18 protein-coding genes are annotated in these 15,769 nt (G+C 67.3%); 10 read left to right on the top strand and 8 right to left on the bottom strand.

Annotation, left to right across the window (positions count from 1 at the left end):
• Positions 1-69: 69 nt before the first annotated feature.
• Complete coding sequence (locus ABZ319_RS19605; protein ID WP_354987853.1) at positions 70-213, bottom strand: hypothetical protein; 144 nt, start codon at positions 211-213, stop codon at positions 70-72.
• 196 nt (positions 214-409) lie between these two features.
• On the opposite strand from ABZ319_RS19605, the gene ABZ319_RS19610 reads away from it, so the two are divergent.
• The 4 genes from ABZ319_RS19610 to ABZ319_RS19625 are packed head-to-tail and all read left to right on the top strand — an operon-like array spanning position 410 to position 2,559.
• Positions 410-847, top strand: coding sequence for a phage holin family protein (locus ABZ319_RS19610; protein WP_354987854.1), 438 nt, complete (start codon positions 410-412; stop codon positions 845-847).
• Positions 844-1,263 (top strand): DUF3618 domain-containing protein, encoded by a 420-nt coding sequence (locus tag ABZ319_RS19615; RefSeq protein ID WP_354987855.1) that lies wholly within the window; start codon positions 844-846, stop codon positions 1,261-1,263. The genes ABZ319_RS19610 and ABZ319_RS19615 overlap by 4 nt, the downstream gene beginning before the upstream one ends.
• Positions 1,260-1,520: a DUF4235 domain-containing protein gene (locus tag ABZ319_RS19620; protein ID WP_354987856.1), complete on the top strand. Its 261-nt coding sequence runs from the start codon at positions 1,260-1,262 to the stop codon at positions 1,518-1,520. The genes ABZ319_RS19615 and ABZ319_RS19620 overlap by 4 nt, the downstream gene beginning before the upstream one ends.
• A gap of 7 nt (positions 1,521-1,527) precedes the next feature.
• Complete coding sequence (locus tag ABZ319_RS19625; protein WP_354987857.1) at positions 1,528-2,559, top strand: YihY/virulence factor BrkB family protein; 1,032 nt, start codon at positions 1,528-1,530, stop codon at positions 2,557-2,559.
• A gap of 108 nt (positions 2,560-2,667) precedes the next feature.
• Here the strand turns inward: ABZ319_RS19625 and ABZ319_RS19630 are convergent, their stop codons facing one another.
• Both ABZ319_RS19630 and ABZ319_RS19635 read right to left on the bottom strand, forming a co-directional pair.
• Positions 2,668-3,426 carry a PRC and DUF2382 domain-containing protein gene (locus tag ABZ319_RS19630; RefSeq protein WP_354987858.1) on the bottom strand — a complete coding sequence of 253 codons (759 nt, stop codon included), beginning with the start codon at positions 3,424-3,426 and terminating at the stop codon, positions 2,668-2,670.
• Positions 3,427-3,729: 303 nt separating this feature from the next.
• Complete coding sequence (locus ABZ319_RS19635; protein ID WP_354987859.1) at positions 3,730-4,005, bottom strand: GlsB/YeaQ/YmgE family stress response membrane protein; 276 nt, start codon at positions 4,003-4,005, stop codon at positions 3,730-3,732.
• Positions 4,006-4,141: 136 nt separating this feature from the next.
• On the opposite strand from ABZ319_RS19635, the gene ABZ319_RS19640 reads away from it, so the two are divergent.
• The gene (locus ABZ319_RS19640; protein ID WP_354987860.1) at positions 4,142-5,044 is read left to right on the top strand and encodes an alpha/beta hydrolase; all 903 of its coding nucleotides are present in this window, start codon (positions 4,142-4,144) and stop codon (positions 5,042-5,044) included.
• Positions 5,045-5,098: 54 nt separating this feature from the next.
• Here ABZ319_RS19640 and ABZ319_RS19645 read toward each other — a convergent pair whose 3' ends face one another.
• Entirely contained in the window at positions 5,099-5,422 is a 324-nt protein-coding gene (locus tag ABZ319_RS19645) for a hypothetical protein (protein ID WP_354987861.1), read from the bottom strand.
• Positions 5,423-5,674: 252 nt separating this feature from the next.
• Here ABZ319_RS19645 and ABZ319_RS19650 point away from each other — a divergent pair, with 252 nt between their 5' ends.
• From ABZ319_RS19650 to ABZ319_RS19660, 3 genes are all read left to right on the top strand, one after another.
• The gene (locus ABZ319_RS19650) at positions 5,675-6,514 is read left to right on the top strand and encodes an MEDS domain-containing protein (protein ID WP_354987862.1); all 840 of its coding nucleotides are present in this window, start codon (positions 5,675-5,677) and stop codon (positions 6,512-6,514) included.
• Positions 6,511-7,419, top strand: coding sequence for a sensor histidine kinase (locus ABZ319_RS19655; RefSeq protein ID WP_354987863.1), 909 nt, complete (start codon positions 6,511-6,513; stop codon positions 7,417-7,419). Before ABZ319_RS19650 ends, ABZ319_RS19655 begins: the two co-directional genes overlap by 4 nt.
• Before the next feature lie 230 nt (positions 7,420-7,649).
• The gene (locus ABZ319_RS19660; protein ID WP_354987864.1) at positions 7,650-8,093 is read left to right on the top strand and encodes a response regulator; all 444 of its coding nucleotides are present in this window, start codon (positions 7,650-7,652) and stop codon (positions 8,091-8,093) included.
• A 216-nt stretch (positions 8,094-8,309) separates the two neighbouring features.
• Here ABZ319_RS19660 and ABZ319_RS19665 read toward each other — a convergent pair whose 3' ends face one another.
• From ABZ319_RS19665 to ABZ319_RS19675, 3 genes are all read right to left on the bottom strand, one after another.
• A complete protein-coding gene (locus ABZ319_RS19665; RefSeq protein ID WP_354987865.1) occupies positions 8,310-8,606 on the bottom strand; it encodes an STAS domain-containing protein in 297 nt (98 codons plus the stop codon).
• Positions 8,603-12,784 (bottom strand): SpoIIE family protein phosphatase, encoded by a 4,182-nt coding sequence (locus ABZ319_RS19670; RefSeq protein ID WP_354987922.1) that lies wholly within the window; start codon positions 12,782-12,784, stop codon positions 8,603-8,605. The genes ABZ319_RS19665 and ABZ319_RS19670 overlap by 4 nt, the downstream gene beginning before the upstream one ends.
• A 179-nt stretch (positions 12,785-12,963) precedes the next feature.
• A complete protein-coding gene (locus ABZ319_RS19675; RefSeq protein ID WP_354987866.1) occupies positions 12,964-13,269 on the bottom strand; it encodes a hypothetical protein in 306 nt (101 codons plus the stop codon).
• Between the two features lie 276 nt (positions 13,270-13,545).
• Here ABZ319_RS19675 and ABZ319_RS19680 point away from each other — a divergent pair, with 276 nt between their 5' ends.
• Positions 13,546-14,187: an LppP/LprE family lipoprotein gene (locus tag ABZ319_RS19680; protein WP_354987867.1), complete on the top strand. Its 642-nt coding sequence runs from the start codon at positions 13,546-13,548 to the stop codon at positions 14,185-14,187.
• A gap of 137 nt (positions 14,188-14,324) precedes the next feature.
• Here ABZ319_RS19680 and ABZ319_RS19685 read toward each other — a convergent pair whose 3' ends face one another.
• Positions 14,325-15,245, bottom strand: a complete 921-nt coding sequence (locus ABZ319_RS19685; protein ID WP_354987868.1) for a LysR family transcriptional regulator — start codon at positions 15,243-15,245, stop codon at positions 14,325-14,327.
• Between the two features lie 71 nt (positions 15,246-15,316).
• On the opposite strand from ABZ319_RS19685, the gene ABZ319_RS19690 reads away from it, so the two are divergent.
• A complete protein-coding gene (locus tag ABZ319_RS19690) occupies positions 15,317-15,730 on the top strand; it encodes a nuclear transport factor 2 family protein (protein ID WP_354987869.1) in 414 nt (137 codons plus the stop codon).
• Positions 15,731-15,769 lie beyond the last annotated feature (39 nt).

Below are 15,769 nucleotides of genomic sequence, written 5' to 3' on the forward strand. Positions count from 1 at the left end.
ACCCCTCGCGAACGGTGCTCGCGGGGTTCGGGCGTGGCCGTTGGCCACGCCCGGCGTTCCGGTCCGGTTCTACTGCTGACCCGTTTGCTCGGCGGCGGCGCGACGCGCCTCCTCGAGATCCTTACGAAGCCTGTCGGCCGTCGCCGTGTCGCCGGCGTCTTCGGCGGTGGTGATGTCCTGGTGCAGTTGGGCGATGACATTTTCGATTTCCATTTTCCAACCTCCCGCGTAGTTCGTTGGTCGGCCACACCGCGATCGGCAGCGGATGGCCACTACGTCGGCTACCCGACTTGATCAAGCACAAACACCTGCCGTGCCGCCGCCGCGCCGGCAGCCTGTTTCGAGCCGCCACCGGCCTGTTTCGAGTCAAAGCCTCCGGGTAATCGCCGACGAACAGGAGGTGAGAGGCATGACACCCACTTCGGACCCCCGGGCCGATTCCGCGGCGGTGACCCTCGAGAACGACAGGCGCTCACTGAGCGAACTCGTCGACACCGCCGGCGCACAGCTGACCAGGCTGGTCCGCGACGAGATGGCACTTGCCCGAATCGAGATGCGGGACAAGGGCATAGGCATGGCCAAGGGTGCCGGTCTCGCGGGCGCCGGTGGGCTGCTCGCGTTCTACGGCGGCGGCGCGCTGACCGCCGCGGCGATTCTGGCTCTGGCGCTCGTGTTGCCCGCCTGGGCCGCCGCGCTGATCGTGGCGGTCGCGCTGTTCGTGCTCGGCGCGATAGCGGCGCTGGCCGGCAAGAAAGCCGTTGAAGAGGCGGCGCCCCCGGTGCCCGCCGCGGCGATCAAGGACGTCCGCCGGGACGTCGACGTACTCGAGAACAGGACTCATCGATGAGCGACAACACACCACGCCCGGAGAACGATCCGAGTGAGGTCGCGCGGTTGCGGGCGGACCGCGACCAGGCCCGCCAGGAACTCGGCGACACCGTGGCCGAACTCGCGGACAAGGTCGACGTACGCGCGCGAGCGGAGGACAAGGTGCACGACACGGCCGAGGCCGCTCGCGAACATGCGAGCGAGGCGGCTCAGCAGGCGCGCGAGGTCGCCGAGAACGTGCGCGTCAGCGCCGGGCAGGTGGCCGATCGCGCTGTGGCCGCGACAGATCGTGCCGTGGCCGCGACGCCGGAACCGGTGCGCGAGAAGAGCAGTCAGGCGGTCGCGGCCGCCCGGCGGAATCCGGTGCCCGTCGCGGTCGCGCTGGTGTCCGGTGCGGCGCTGATCTGGTGGACGCGACGTCGGAGGCGCGCGTGAACACCCTGTACAAGCCCGTCGGAATGGTCGTGAGCGTGCTCGGCGGCATCGCGGCCAACCTCGTGTTCGCCCAGGTTTGGCGGCGAGTGAGCGGTGAGGACCAGGCCCCGAGCGCCACCGCGCGCGACTACGGCTGGCAGGAAGTCCTGGTCGCCGCGGCGCTGCAGGGCGCGATCTTCGGCGTGGTGAAGGCGTCGATCGACCGCGCGGGCGCCTCGGGCTATCAGCGGCTGACGGGCACCTGGCCCGGGAAGTGAGCCGAGCATGACCACCGCGGATCACCCGGCGTCGACCGGTACCGGAGCTCGGCCGGACCTGGACGCCGATCACCCGGACAGTCCGGCCGACCTGTCGAAACCGTCGTTGATCGCGGTGGTCAAGCGTGCGGGCCGAGAGTTCCAGCGCGACAACCTGACCGATCTGGCGGCGTCGCTGACCTACTACGCGATGCTGTCGATCGTGCCCGGGCTGATCGTGCTCGTCTCGCTGCTGGGCCTGCTCGGACCCGATGCCACCGACGAACTCATGGGTCAGGTCCGTGAACTCGCGCCGGGCTCGAGCGCGGACTTCGTGCAAACGCTCATCGACCAGGCCCAGGCCAACAAGAGCGGCGCCGGACTCGGCGCGGTCCTGGGTCTGGCGATCGCGCTGTGGTCGGCGTCGAGCTACGTCGCCGCCTTCATGCGCGCCTCCAATGTCATCTACGACATCGGGGAGGGGCGGCCGATCTGGAAGACCACGCCCATCCGGCTCGGCGTCACCGTACTGGCGGTGATTCTGCTGTTGCTCAGCGCGGTGATCGTGGTGGTGAGCGGGCCGGTCGCGCGGCAGGTCGGCGACTTCCTCGGACTCGGGGAGACCACGGTGCTGGTGTGGAACATCGCCAAGTGGCCCGTGCTCTTCGTCCTGGTCTCGGTACTGCTGGCAATCCTGTTCTGGGCCAGCCCCAATGCGAAACAGGGCGGCGTGAAATGGATCAGCCCCGGCGGCGTGATCGCGGTCCTGATCTGGGTGATCGTCTCGGGCGGTTTCGCCGTCTACGTCGCCAACTTCTCGTCCTACGACAAGACCTACGGGTCACTCGCCGGTGTGGTGATCTTTCTGGTGTGGCTGTGGCTCACCAACATTGCGCTGCTACTGGGCGCCGAGATCAACGCCGAACTGGATCACGGTCGCGCCATCGCCGAAGGTCTACCCGAAGAGGTGTCACCCTTCGCCGTACCGCGCGATACCCGCAAGCTCGATCCGCTGGATCAGGATGCGATCGACGAGGCGAAAGCCGCTCGGCAGGAGTGATTTTCGCCCGACGCGGTGCGGTAGAGCCTGCTCATCGCTGCTGCGGGGACCGGCCTGCGCCGAGTTCCGGAGTCTTCCCTTACTCCAGAACCCGGTGCCGCCGTTGGGCTATCGCTTCCGCTTCGGGTCCTTGTCGACGCCTTCGGTCTCGAAGCGTTCCTTGCGCACGGTGCCGGACACGGTCTCGCTGTCCTGCACCTCGTCGACCGCGAGGCGAACCCGCTCGACCGGTACCGCCTCCGTGGTCACCGTGACCCGGTCCTCGTGCAGGACCACCTCGGTCTCCTGTTCACCGAAGTCCGTGGTGCCGACCGCGGTGGGATCGGTGATCGGCTCCCGTTCGAGGTGTACCTCCTCGTGTGTGGTGGGTACCTTGATGGTCTGTTCCTCGGTGACCACGTACTTGCGCAGGCGGGCCGTGCCGGACTCGGCGCGGTCCTTGTGCACCTCGAGGTGTTCCTCGGAGCGGACGAGTCCCTCGTCGCCGCCGCCCATCCCACGCCGCTCATCACGGCCCTGAGCTGCCGGATCGGCGAACGCGTCCCAGCCCGCACGTTGCGGGTCGACGTGGTAGTGCACGAACAGCTGCTGTTCCTCGTCGGCGGTGATCTCGTGGTCCATGGGGATGTGCGGCGCGGACCTCACCTCCTCCTTGTCGACCTGCACCTGCAGCTGGTCCGACCCCGCCCGATGCTGCGCACCGGCCAGGGGCACGAGGGAGTCGTCGTGGAAGAGGCCGGTGGACACCGCCGCCCACGTCGGCGCGCCCGAAGCGTTATCGATGTAGATCTGCTTCACCTTGCCGATCTTGTCGCCGCCCCGGTCGTACACGGAGTTACCGATGATTTCGTCGAGCAAACCGGTCATGATTCCTCCTCGATCTTCGAATGATTCGATGTCCCCGCGCAGGCGCGGGGTGTTCTCGGAAGGAGATTGACTAGCGATCGAACTGTCCGCTCGGCTTCGCGACAGCGAAACCAGCGACACTCCCGCAACTACCCGGGTTATCGCGGGACAAACGTCGTGAACCGGCAGAAGCCGGTCGGGGGCGTCGAGAAGGTGGGCCTGAACGTGCGCAATGCGCCGGGGTAACAATTCGTGCTCGCAGACGAGTGCGGGGCCGCACGGTTGACACCGTGCAGCCCCGCACCGTGCGGTGTGGCGTGCGTGTCAGCGCATCGCGCCGCGGCGGCCGGTAACCAGGCCGACGAGGAACAGCAGCAGCACCGCGCCACCCAGGCAGGTGAAGAAGCTGAACCACAGGCCGCCGCCCTCGACATCCACGCCCAGCAGCTTCAGCAGGAACCCGCCGAGCAGTCCGCCGATGATTCCGACGACGATGTTCAGCAGAATGCCTTGCTGGGCATCGGTCTTCATGATCTTGCTGCCGATCCAGCCGGCCAGCCCGCCGATGATGATCCACCCCAGGATTCCCAGTCCGAGCATCGCGCCGCTCCTTTCCTCGATGTCAGCCCGTGTTCGACGGGCTGTGTGTCCGGTCGGTGCATACCCGTCTCCACGGATGTAAACCAGTGACAAACACGGCCGTTTCACGCACTCCGCGGCGGGCATTCGACTCGTGATGTTGGATGATCCCGATCTGCTCGATTTCGTACGCGGCATGCGTGAGAGTTACTGGACCTCGATGCCGGACGCCGGCGCGCCCGACCCCGTCGGGGACGTGCGCAGGCTGGCCATTCCGGCCACCGAGCCGGAGCGCTGTATCACGGTGCGCGCCTATCGCCCGCTCAAGGACGCCGACCGCCTGCCCGTCATGGTGTTCGTGCACGGCGGCGGCTTCATCTCCGGCGACCTGGATACCCACGACGTACTGTGCCGGGCTCTGGCGAACCGCGCCGAGCTACTGGTCGTTGCCGTGGACTGGAGACTCGCACCGGAGCATCGGTTCCCGGCCGGGCTCGAAGACGTGCTCGCGGTGCTGGACTGGGTCGGCGGCAACGGCGAAGAGCTCCGGGCGGATACCACCCGGCTGGTGCTGTGCGGCGACAGCGCCGGCGGAACGCTCACCGCGGCCGCCACCGCTATCGCCCGTGACCGACGGCATCCCCGCGTGGCCGCCCAGGTGCTGTTCTATCCCAGCCTCTGCGCCGCGATGGATACCGCGTCGTGGAAACAGCTCGGGGACAAACGATTTCCGCCCAGAGAACTCAACAGGCTCGCGTTGCAGGCCTATCTTCCGGACGGAATCAGCACCGACGACCCGCGGGTGTCACCGCTGCGCGGCGACCACGCCGGCCTCCCGCCCACGCTGATCCTCGTCGGTGAACACGATCCGCTGCTCGACGAAAACCTCGCCTACGCCCAAGCATTGCTCGCGGCCGGGGTGCCCGTCGTGCACCGCGTCGTGCCCGGGGCAGAGCACGGTTTCGCACAGTTCTTCAAGGACACGGACACCCATCGGCGAGGTGAGTCCGCTCTCGCCGACGCGGTCTCGTTCCTCCGCGACGTGACCGCGATCCCTTGATCACCCGATCGGCCGACGCCGGTCAGTCCTCGATACCGTTGCCGGACAAGCGGTTCAGATCTCGGCGTCGCGATCGGTGTGATGCGCACATCGGCGAGAGAACGTCTCCACCCATGCCGCGGATTCGGATTCGTCCTCGCCCGTTGCCGGTCGCCGGGCTGCGATGACGTTGTCGGCTCGTCGCGAGCGGGGATTGGCGGCCCGCGCGGCCTGAATGCGCACGCACCAGGACACATAGTCGGGAACGCTCATCCCGGCAGCCTCGGCCGCCTCGGCGAGCACCTCCCACTCCTGTTCTCCCACCGTCACCACTACGTCGCGGGTTCCCGTCGCCGCCGCACCGGGCTTCGGGACTCGCCCGTTCGTGGCCGCGTTCACTTGTGCTCGGTGCGGGTGGTGCGCGGGACGGCGGCCGAAGCTTCCTCGCCGGTTACCGCGATACATCTGCCCTTGCTGCTCATGACGTGCCCCTTTCGAAGACGCCTGCACGCGCCCGCGGCGCGGGCCCGGTAGCGTCCGGCCTGAGTACCGCCCTCGACGCCCGCCAAACACCATGCACCGAAGCTTCGCCCGCTCGTCCGGGGGATCGGCCCGCAGTGCCGCGGTGTGGCCGGGGCTACACTCACCCGAGTGCGTCGGTCATCGGTCATTCAGCAAGCGCAGGGCATGGGTATCCATGACCATGCCTGCTGGGCGTTCGATGAACCGGGCGAGTTCCGGCTTCGCGCAAGCGAATTCCTCGGCGAGGGGCTCCGCCTGGGCTGCCGGGTCTGGTACATCGCTTCCGGCGATGCCGGCGCGCTGGCCGGGGACCTGGAGAGTCTGCCCGGGTGGAACGAGGCGCTGCGCACGGGTGGAGCGCAGGTGGTTTCGATCGAGGACGTCTACGAGCCCGGGGCCCCGGTGATCGGCGACGAGCAGGTCCGCACCTATGCCGCCGCGACCGAGGCGGCAATCGCCGCCGGCTTCAGCGGGCTGCGCGTCGCGGCCGATACGACCCCGCTGGTTCGGACCCCGGCCCAGCTCGCGGCGTTCGTGCGTTACGAATACCTGGCCGACCGTTTGATGGCCGCACAACCGTTTTCGGCGATGTGCGCCTACGACCGCGGCGCGGTGGGTGCCGCCGCTGTGATGCGGCTGGCCTCGGTGCACCCGAATACCAACGTGCACACGCAATTCCGCATTTTCGGAGCTACGGCACACGCGGTCGCGATCGTGGGCGAAGTCGACGGCTCCTGCGGCGAACTCTTCGGAGCCGGCCTCGCCGGAATCGAGCCGGATCCCGAGAACGGGTGCGTACGAGTCGACGCGACGAGGCTGAGCTTTCTGGACCACAACGGCCTCCTGCGCCTCGCCGCCTACGCGGAATCCCGGGACGCCGAACTGGTCGTGCAGACGGCATGGCCAGGGGTCGCGCGCCTGGCCGAATTGCTGGAACTGCCGAATGTGCGAGTGGAGGACGGGGTTTGACGTACTCGCACGGACATCCCGCATATTTCTACCGCACCGACCGGCAGTACCTCGACGGCATCGTTCCCTTCCTGACCGAATCGCAGGACCCCGTCGCCGCGGCCGTGCCCCCCGCCCGGCTCGAGCTGCTGCGCACGGTTGTGGATCCCGCCGCGGTGACGTTGATCGACATGAGTGTCGCCGGGCGTAACCCCGGCCGGATCATCCCGGGTGTGATGCGCGCGTTCGCCGACAAGCATCCCGATCGGCACGTGCGGATTGTGGGAGAACCGATCTGGGCCGGCCGCACCGCCTTCGAGTATCCCGCGTGCGCGCAGCACGAAGCCTTGATCAACCTCGCGTTCGCCGGACGTGCGGTCACGATCCTGTGCCCCTACGATGTCTCGGCGCTGGACGCGGTCGCGATCGCCGACGCCCGCCAGAACCATCCGGAAATCTGGGAGCCGGAGCGTCGTTACACGAGCAAGTGCTACGACCCGAAGGCCGTCATCGACCGCTACAACCAGCCGCTCCCGTGCCCCGGCTCCGCACCCGACATGATCGTTTCCGGCCCGGGCGATGTAGGCGCGGCACGCCATCTCGCAGCGGAAAAGGCTGCGCTGCTGGGACTTTCACCCGAGCGGATACCCGACCTCGAGCTCATAGCCACCGAACTGGTGACCAACGGCATCGCGCATGGCGACAGCGTTTGCCACATGTGGCTGTACCGGGACGAGCAGAGCCTGATCTGTCAGACCCGCGACGGCGGTTACATCGCGGACCCGCTCGCCGGGCGGCACCCGCCGCAGCGGGGCCAGTTCGGCGGCCGCGGCCTGCTGCTGGTGCATCAGCTGTGCGATCTGTTCCGAACACACACCACACCGGGGCAAACCACGCAGTACGCGGTGCTGGACCTGGCGGGTTGACCGGTCCTCGCGGGGGCGGGATTCATCACGTTCCGCGGACGGGCCGATTGTGAACCGCGGAGTAGCTCGATCCGAACCGTGGAGATTGTTTCGCTCGACCCTAACCGGGAATACGCTGGCAACCGGCAAGATCGAAACGGCAACGCAGCGGATGTCGACTGACTCACGATGATTTGCTGTGGCGACGCGGTTTTCAACAGAACCGTGCCCGAGGTGAAGGGAGGACACTCGTGGCAGCCATGGGTCGTCCGATCGATATCCTGCTCGTCGAAGACGATCCGGGCGATGAGTTGATCACCCGAGAAGCGTTCACGGACAACAAGATACACAACACCCTGCACGTGGTCCGCGACGGCCTCCAGGCCCTGGATTTCCTGTTCCGCACCGGCGAGTACGCCGATGCTCCGCGCCCGGACCTGGTGTTGCTGGATCTGCAGCTGCCCGGATGCGACGGCCGTGAGGTTCTCACGCGAATCCGCGCCGACCGGGACCTGGCGGCGATCCCGGTCATCGTATTGACCGCCTCGGCGGCCGAGTCCGACATTCTGCGCAGCTACCGGCTCGCCGCGAACGCCTATGTCACCAAGCCCGTCGAGATCGAGGAGTTCACCGCCGCGCTGCGCAAGATCGAGGACTTCTTCCTCACCGTCGTGCGGTTGCCCGAGCACGACTGAGCTCGAGGCCGCGACTTCGGTGGGGCCGGCAACCCGCCTGTTCGATATCGGCTCCTTCTCCCGGGCTCGCTTCCCGCGCCGGCCGGTAGCCCAGGACGGTCCCGGGCAGTAGCGGATGCGCGTGCATCAGCCGGCACCTGGCGGTCGAGACGTTCTCCGGCGTTCCGCCGATCGTGCTGACGCACAGGGTGTGCGCATCCTGACCGCCGGTGGCGGTCAGGTGATCGTGACGAGTTCGGTGATCCCGCTGACATCGAGCACGGCGGCGAGCATCGGATTGGCGATCAGCTCGATATGGTCGGCGTACTCGAAGAGGATTTCGATGGTTCCGCTGTCGATGAATTGCACTCGGCGAAAGTCGATGACGACATGGCCGGTATGCGGCTGTGCGACGGCGTCGGACACGGCGTGACGAAAGGCGCCGTTGTTGGTCATGTCGATTTCACCGTCGGCGGTCACGACGACCGCGCCGTCGTCACGGTGGTCGACATCCAGAGTGAGATGCGTCGTCATGACTGAATCCTTGCCTGCAGATGGACGGTGGTACCGGAGTCGCCGGGGCACACTTGCACGTCGTGCATGAGCGACCGCATCATGTCCAGGCCGCGGCCGCGGTAGGGCCTGTCGGATGCCAGTGGTGGTCGCCAGACGCCGGTGTCGGTGATGGTGAGGCGCACCTGATCGACGAGCGCGGTGGCGGACACCCGGATCAGGCCGTCGGGCAGCTCACGGTGTCCGTGCTCGATGGCGTTGCTGACCGCCTCACTGGCCGAGAACAAGACGTTGAACGCTTGTTCCTCCTCGAGCCCACACCGACCGAGCCAGTCCCGCAACGTCGCACGAACGTCGGCGAGGTTGTCACCCTGCGCGGGGAACTCCAGGCGCAGGGGCGCGGGTTGGCGGAAGAGCAGTAACGCGACGTCGTCCTCGTAACCGTCGTCCGGCGTCATGCCCGCCAGCACCGCGGTCGCCAACTCCTCGGGGGTTTGGTCCGAACCAGCGCGTACCAGGACCCCGGCGGCCTCGATGCCTTCGGAGAGCGAGTGCCGGCGGCGTTCGACCAGACCGTCGGTGTAGAGCAGGAGCGTCGATCGTGCGGTGAGCCGGATGCCGGCCTCCGAGCGACTGTGCTCCGGTCGCACGCCCAGTGGCAGCGACCGCGCCTGCCGCAGGTGAGTGGTCACGCCGTCGGCATGCATCAGAATCGGTGGCGGGTGTCCGGCGGAGGCGTAGACCAGTTCGCCGGTATCGGGATCGAGCACGCCACAGAACACCGTCGTGCATTTCGCGCCCGGTAGGCGTGCGGCGAACCTGTCGAGCGCTGTCAGGGTGCGGGCAGGTTGCGGGTGTTCCAACAGCAACGCCCGGCAGGCGCTGCGCAGCTGCCCCATCACCGTGGCGGCGGCGAGGCCGTGGCCGACACAATCACCGACAACCAGCGCGATGCGACCGTCGTCGAGATCGACCACGTCGTACCAGTCGCCACCGACCTGAAGTGGACGCGTCGCGGGCTGATAGCGCACCGCGAAATCGGGCGGCAGCTGGCTTGGACCGAGCATCGCGTGCTGCAACGCGAGAGCTGTTTCCCGTTGCAGCTGCAGTTGGTGGGCACGCGCCAGGCCCTGTCCGAGCCGTCCGCCCAGAATCGCCAGTGAGGTCCGATCTACCACGCTCAACGATCGTTGTTCACTCATCTCGATCCACAACACGAGCACTCCATCGGGGTGTCGCATCGCAATGCCCACGCATGTGGCCTGATGGATCACCGCGGTGAGAGGCTCCCCGTCACGCACCGCGGTGATGACGTCGCGGACCGGGGCCGCAAGGTCCGCCCACGAGACAGCTTCTCCGGCGGCGACGATGGTCGGCTCGGACGCGGCGCTGACGGTCATGGCGGGGACGACAAGGCCGGTCGGCTCGGGGAAGACGAGGGCAAGCACCCGGCGTGCGTGCCAGATGTCGCGCAGCTCGACCACCACACCGGCCAGTGCCTCGGCGATGGAATCGGATTGGGCGAGTTGGCTGTTCACCGCGGCCAGGGCCGTTTGATACTGCTCCTGGTAATGCTCGGCGGACACGTCTCGGAACGTGCCGACGAACACTCGCTGTCCGGTATCGGGGTCCTGCACCGGGTTGGCGGTGGCCGCGATCCACACCACGTGTGCGTCGCGGTGCAGCACCGGCAGCACGTGCTGCCCGGCCCGAGCGAGAGCCAGCGCGTCCGCGATGGGGAGGGGAGTGTCATCGGGTTGATCCCCGGGCGCGACATGCCGAGCCGGATGCAAAGGCAAGCTCTCCGGGCGAACCCCGACGATCTCGCTGAACGCGTTGTTGATCTCGATGATCACGCCGTCTTCGTCGCAGATGAAAAACGCTTCGTGCAGCGAGTCCACGAGCGCCGCACGCCAGCGAGCATGATGGTTGCGCAGCCGGTTCAAATCAACGATCGCCCGAACGCGCGCCAGAAGCTCGGCCGCGGCGAACGGTTTGACCAGGTAGTCGTCGGCTCCGACCTCGAGGCCTTCGATCGCAGCCTCCTGCCCTGCTCTGGCGGAGAGCAACAGCACCGGCACCGCGGCGGTACGCGACTCGGCGCGTAACGCGCGCACCAGCTCGAGTCCGCCCAGCCCGGGCATCATGATGTCGCTGACCAGCAACTGCGGAACCTCCGCCCGCACAGCCCGCAGCGCGTGCAGACCATCACCGACTGCTTGCACGTCATAGCCGGCACCGCTGAGCAGCCGCACGAGATACTCGCGCATGTCGGCATTGTCGTCGGCGACGATCACGCGCCCCGCGCCGCCGACCGCCGCGGCAACGTCCGCGGTGACGTCCGGCTTCGAGCCGGGCGACGCACCGTCGCTGGGCAGCCAGCGCAACGCCTCCTGCAGATACTGCTCCGCCACCACGGCGTCGGTCGCGGTGGCGGTGGCGGCGAGCGCTTGCGAAGGCAGGTGGGCCGACCCGAACGGCAGCAGCACGGTGAAGGTGGTTCCCGCCTCCTCCCGGCTGCTCGCGGAGATGGTGCCGCCGTGCAGTTCGACCAACTCGCGTACCAGAGCGAGTCCGATACCGCTGCCTTCGTGCGAACGTGCTCGCGTCGTGGCGATTCGATGAAACCGCTCGAACAACCGGGGCATCTCGTGAGCGGGGACTCCGACCCCGGTATCGCTGACCGTGACTTTCGCGTGGCTTGCCGCGCGCTCTACCCCGACGCGCACAGACCCGGCGAAGGTGAACTTCAGGGCATTCGACAGCAGGTTGAAGATGATCTTCTCCCACATGCCCGCATCGAGATAGACCGGCTCGTCGAGTGGTGTGCAGTCCACCACGAACTCCAAACCCGCTCTGGCCATGGCAGATTCGAAGACACTGGCAAAGTCGGTCGTGATCGTGGCCAGATCGGCCGGCGCATACCGGGCCTGCATGCGCCCGGCTTCCAGACGAGAGAAGTCCAGCAGAGATGCCACGAGTTTGTTGAGCCGTAACCCGTTGCGGTGCACGAGCTCCAGTGCCTCGAGGGCATCGTCGCCGAGATCGCCGCGCCGGCGCAGTTCCGCGACGGGACCCATGATCAAAGTCAGCGGGGTGCGGAATTCATGACTGATATTGGAGAAGAACAGGGTTTTCACCCGATCGAGTTCGGCCAACTCCTCAGCCCGCCGCTGCTGAGCTTGAAAACTGCGTGCACTGGCGATGCCGGCCGCCAGATGCCCGGCCACCAGCGAGATGAATCCGCGATGATCGTCGTCGAGTGCCCGGAATCTGTTGAGCCCGGTCACCAGAAAGCCATAGGGCTCACCGCCCTGCCGACCCAGCGGCACAGCCAGCGCCTGGGCCGGTGGTTGTGGCCATGCCCCACGCGGCAAATCCGCTGACGCCGCGTCGGCCAGGTCGACCAATACCGAATTCCCCTGCCGCAGTTCACCAATGGGCCACACCGCCTGATCCGCGGGCCCGAGAGTCAGGGGTGCCAGCGCATGTCCGGCTTGCACACCACTGGTTCCCGCCAGCGTGGCCGCGCCGCTGCTGTCGAACATATAGCTCGCGGTAAAAGGAAAATCGAAGGGATTGTTCGCGAACTGCTTCTCCGCGAATCTCAGCACCTGTTCTTCGGTCTGGATCACGCTGGGGTCGGAACCGAGATCGCGCAGCGACGCCATGCGTCGTTCACTGATGACCCGCTCGGTCTCTTCGCTGACCACGCACAGCATCCCCACCACCGCGCCGGCGTCATCACGTAACGGGCTGTAGGAGAAGGTGTGGTAGCTCTCCTCGGTATAACCGGAACGCTCCACGAACAGCAGGAGCGCTTCGTCCCAGGTGGCCTCGCCCGTGCTCAGCACGGTAGCGGTACGCGACTCGATGTCGTCCCAGATCTCGGCCCACACTTCACTGGCCGGTCGGCCCAACGCCCACGGGTATTTGCGACCCAGCGAGTCACGGCGGTAGGCGGCGTTGCAGAAGAACGTGAGCTGCGGCCCCCACCCCATCCACATCGAAAACCGGGACGACAACAGGATGTTCACCGCCGTCTGAAGACTCACCGGCCACTCGGAGACCGGCCCCAGCGGAGTCGCGTCCCAGTCCACCCGAGACAGATCGCGCCCGATTTCCTGATCCGCGCCGAAGATTCCACCCCACGGTTCCGGCGTCGATCGACCGGGCCCATCGGACTCACCCGAACGCATGCGGTCCACCTTTGTCTCGGCGCGGCTATGAGCGCTCACCGTACCGCGCTCGCGCGACGGCGCATCCATCGATCTCACTGGCGCATGATGCGGCGGGCGAAATGCCTCGGATCAAAGTCACAGTGACGTATGGCCTCGGTCGGCGAATCCCTGACAGCGGTTCGTGGTCTTCAGCGCGGTCATTCCGGACCGACGATCCATTCGATCTGATGGACAATGCCGTTTTCGAGCAAATAGCGATCCATCTCGAGGTCGAGAAACGTTGCGGGATCGTTCATTCTGGCCCGGTACTCACGAGCCTGCACGCGCCCGTCCACGAGGATCCGGACATTGGAGTACCGACGCACCCCCAACGGAGTCACGAACTCGCGGTACATCTTCCACCCGTTGTCGGGGGTTTCGCCCCGCGCGTGAGCCGCCCCCAGTTCGAATGCGAGCTGTAGCTCGCCGGGATCGAGGTCGTCGAACGGATCCGTCTCGTTCATGGCCGACTTCCATTCGTGTAAGTGGCTGCCGTTAGGGCGCCGATCGCGACGCCGGAGGACCCTCTGCGGCCATAACGTGCGATGTCACCCGCTGCCATCGTGCGCGGCACCGCGCCATGCGGCAACATCGCGCTGTCGGCTGAATTGCACACTTCGACGCGGGACCGATCGCGCGATAGCGCCCGGGTCGACTTCCGTTAACAGGTGCCCGCGCCCCGACAATTTGGGTCGAATGCCCGATACCGTTGTGCCGGAATCGTTTCTACGCTGGTTCCCATGAAGAGAATCGTTGGCATTGTCGCGGTCGTGGCCGCACTCGCCCTGACCACCGCCTGTCAGGACGACGTGACGACGCAGCCGCAGCCGTCCGCGCCGGGCTCCACCGTGGCCACCCAACCCGGTGGGTCCGCACCCGGCGGTTCCGGATCGGGGGGCGGCGGGTCCGAACCGGGTACCACCTCCCCGGCAGGGAACAAGGCGCCCGCCACCGCCGGGCACGGCCTGTGCCTGGATGTGAACTCCGGGGTGGTCAATGCCGCGCTGCAGAAGCTCGGGCCCGGGGTCGGCGGCGAGAATTACACCGTGGAGAGCGGTACCGATGCCGCGCTCGGTGAGTGCCCGGATCTGCTGTGGGCGTTGGCCGGAACGCCGCGCGGGACCGCCAGCTCGCCGTGGCACGTCCTGCTGTTCAACCACGACGGCTACCTGGGGACCGCCACCAAGAAGGCGACCTCGTACACCTCGGTGGTCGGCTCCGGCGATCGCACCGTCCAGGTGCAGTACCGCTGGCTCACCGGCAACGACGCCAACTGCTGCCCGTCCGGCGGCCCGACGGTCATCACCCTCACGCTGGGCTCGGACGGCCGGACCGTCACCCCGGATCAGGACTTCCCGGCCGAGGTGACCGCGCCGCGCTAGCGACCGCCGCGCAGCCGAATGGTTCGGCCCGGCAACATGATCGACGACAGCACCCGGATGGGGCATGCATCCGGGTGCTGTTCCGTGTCCCGGGCGGCGGGGACCGCGGCGGCCTTCTGGTCGTCCGACCTCTTCGGCTACTCGCGCAGCCGCCGCCGTACTCGTGCTGACAGCTGTGCAGCGCTGTCCACCAGGGCTTCGGTAAACAGACCCCGGTACGCGACTTCGTCCGTGCCGGTGGGTGTAGCGAGGGTGACCGAACGGATTGCTCGCGGGTGGTCTATGCCGACCACGGCGATGGTGGGCGGCAGGGCCGACACGGCGATACCGGGCACGATCGTCGCGCCGAGTCCGGCGGCCACCAGCCCGAGTTTGGCCATCCAGTCGCGCACTCCGAACCGGATATCCGGTTCCCAGGGGCTGTCGGCCCAGGCGCCGAGCAATGTGGCGCGCACGTCCGCCGACCCTGCCACCCACCGCAGGTCACGCAGTTCGGCGGGTGAGACCTGGCCACGGCCGGCGAGTCGGTGATCGTGCGGGACCGCTACCAGGAGTGGGTCGTTCACCAGCGTGATGAGCGAGACCCCGTCGGGTGTGCGGTCCGGCAGCGTCACGACGGCGACGTCGAGCCGGCCGCGCGCGAGGGCGGTCAGCAGGCTCGCGCTCGAACCCTCTCGCGGAACAACGTGGAGGCGGGGATCAGCCGTTGTGACCGCCGCGATGGCGTCGGGTACGAGCGCGGCCATCGCGGTGGAGAACGCGCCGACGCGCAGGCGGCCTCCACGCGAGCCGTCGAGGTCGCCCAGTGCTTGGCGCGCGGCGTCGAGTTCGCTGAACACGCCCTCCGCGTGCCTGACCACCAGGCGTCCGGCCTCGGTGGGAACGACACCGCGGGCATGGCGCTCGAACAAGGGCCGTCCCGCGGCCTGTTCCATGAGCGCCACCTGCCGCGATACGGCTGATTGGGTGTATCCGAGCCACTCTGCCGCAGTGGAGAACGAGCCGTGCCGGGTGACCGCGCGCACCACCCGCAAGCCGACCAGGGTGAACTCAGCCATGCGTGATCCTGATATCTGTTGTGCGAAAGAGTCGATTGTCGCATGGCTGCGCCGGTGACAGCATCGTCGGCATGGAGAACATGCAGAAGGCGAACAGGGAGCTGCTCACCCGGATTTTCGAGCGCATGGCGCAGGGTGACATGCGAGCGCTCAGCGAGTCGATGGCTCAGGACTTCCGGTGGATATTTCCGGGCTCGTGGTCGTGGGCAGGCACCTGGGAGTCGAGAGAGGCTGTGGTGCACGGGTTGCTGCGGCCGTTGATGAGCCAGCTCGATCACACCTACCGGATGAGCGCGGACTTCGTGCTCGCCGACGGCGACCGCGTGGTCGTGCAGGCGACCGGGAACGGAACGACCACCGCGGGGCAGGCCTACCCGCAGAAGTACTGCTTCGTCTTCCGGGTAACCGAGGGCAAGCTCACCGAGGTCATCGAGCACTGCGACACCGCGCTCGTGGAACGAGTACTCACCCCGCCGACGCGATAGGCGATCCTTCGCGGCCTCACCGGTGACGGTCCCGGCGCG

This window comes from Nocardia sp. NPDC005978 (assembly GCF_040614455.1).
Classification (GTDB): Bacteria; Actinomycetota; Actinomycetes; order Mycobacteriales; family Mycobacteriaceae; genus Nocardia.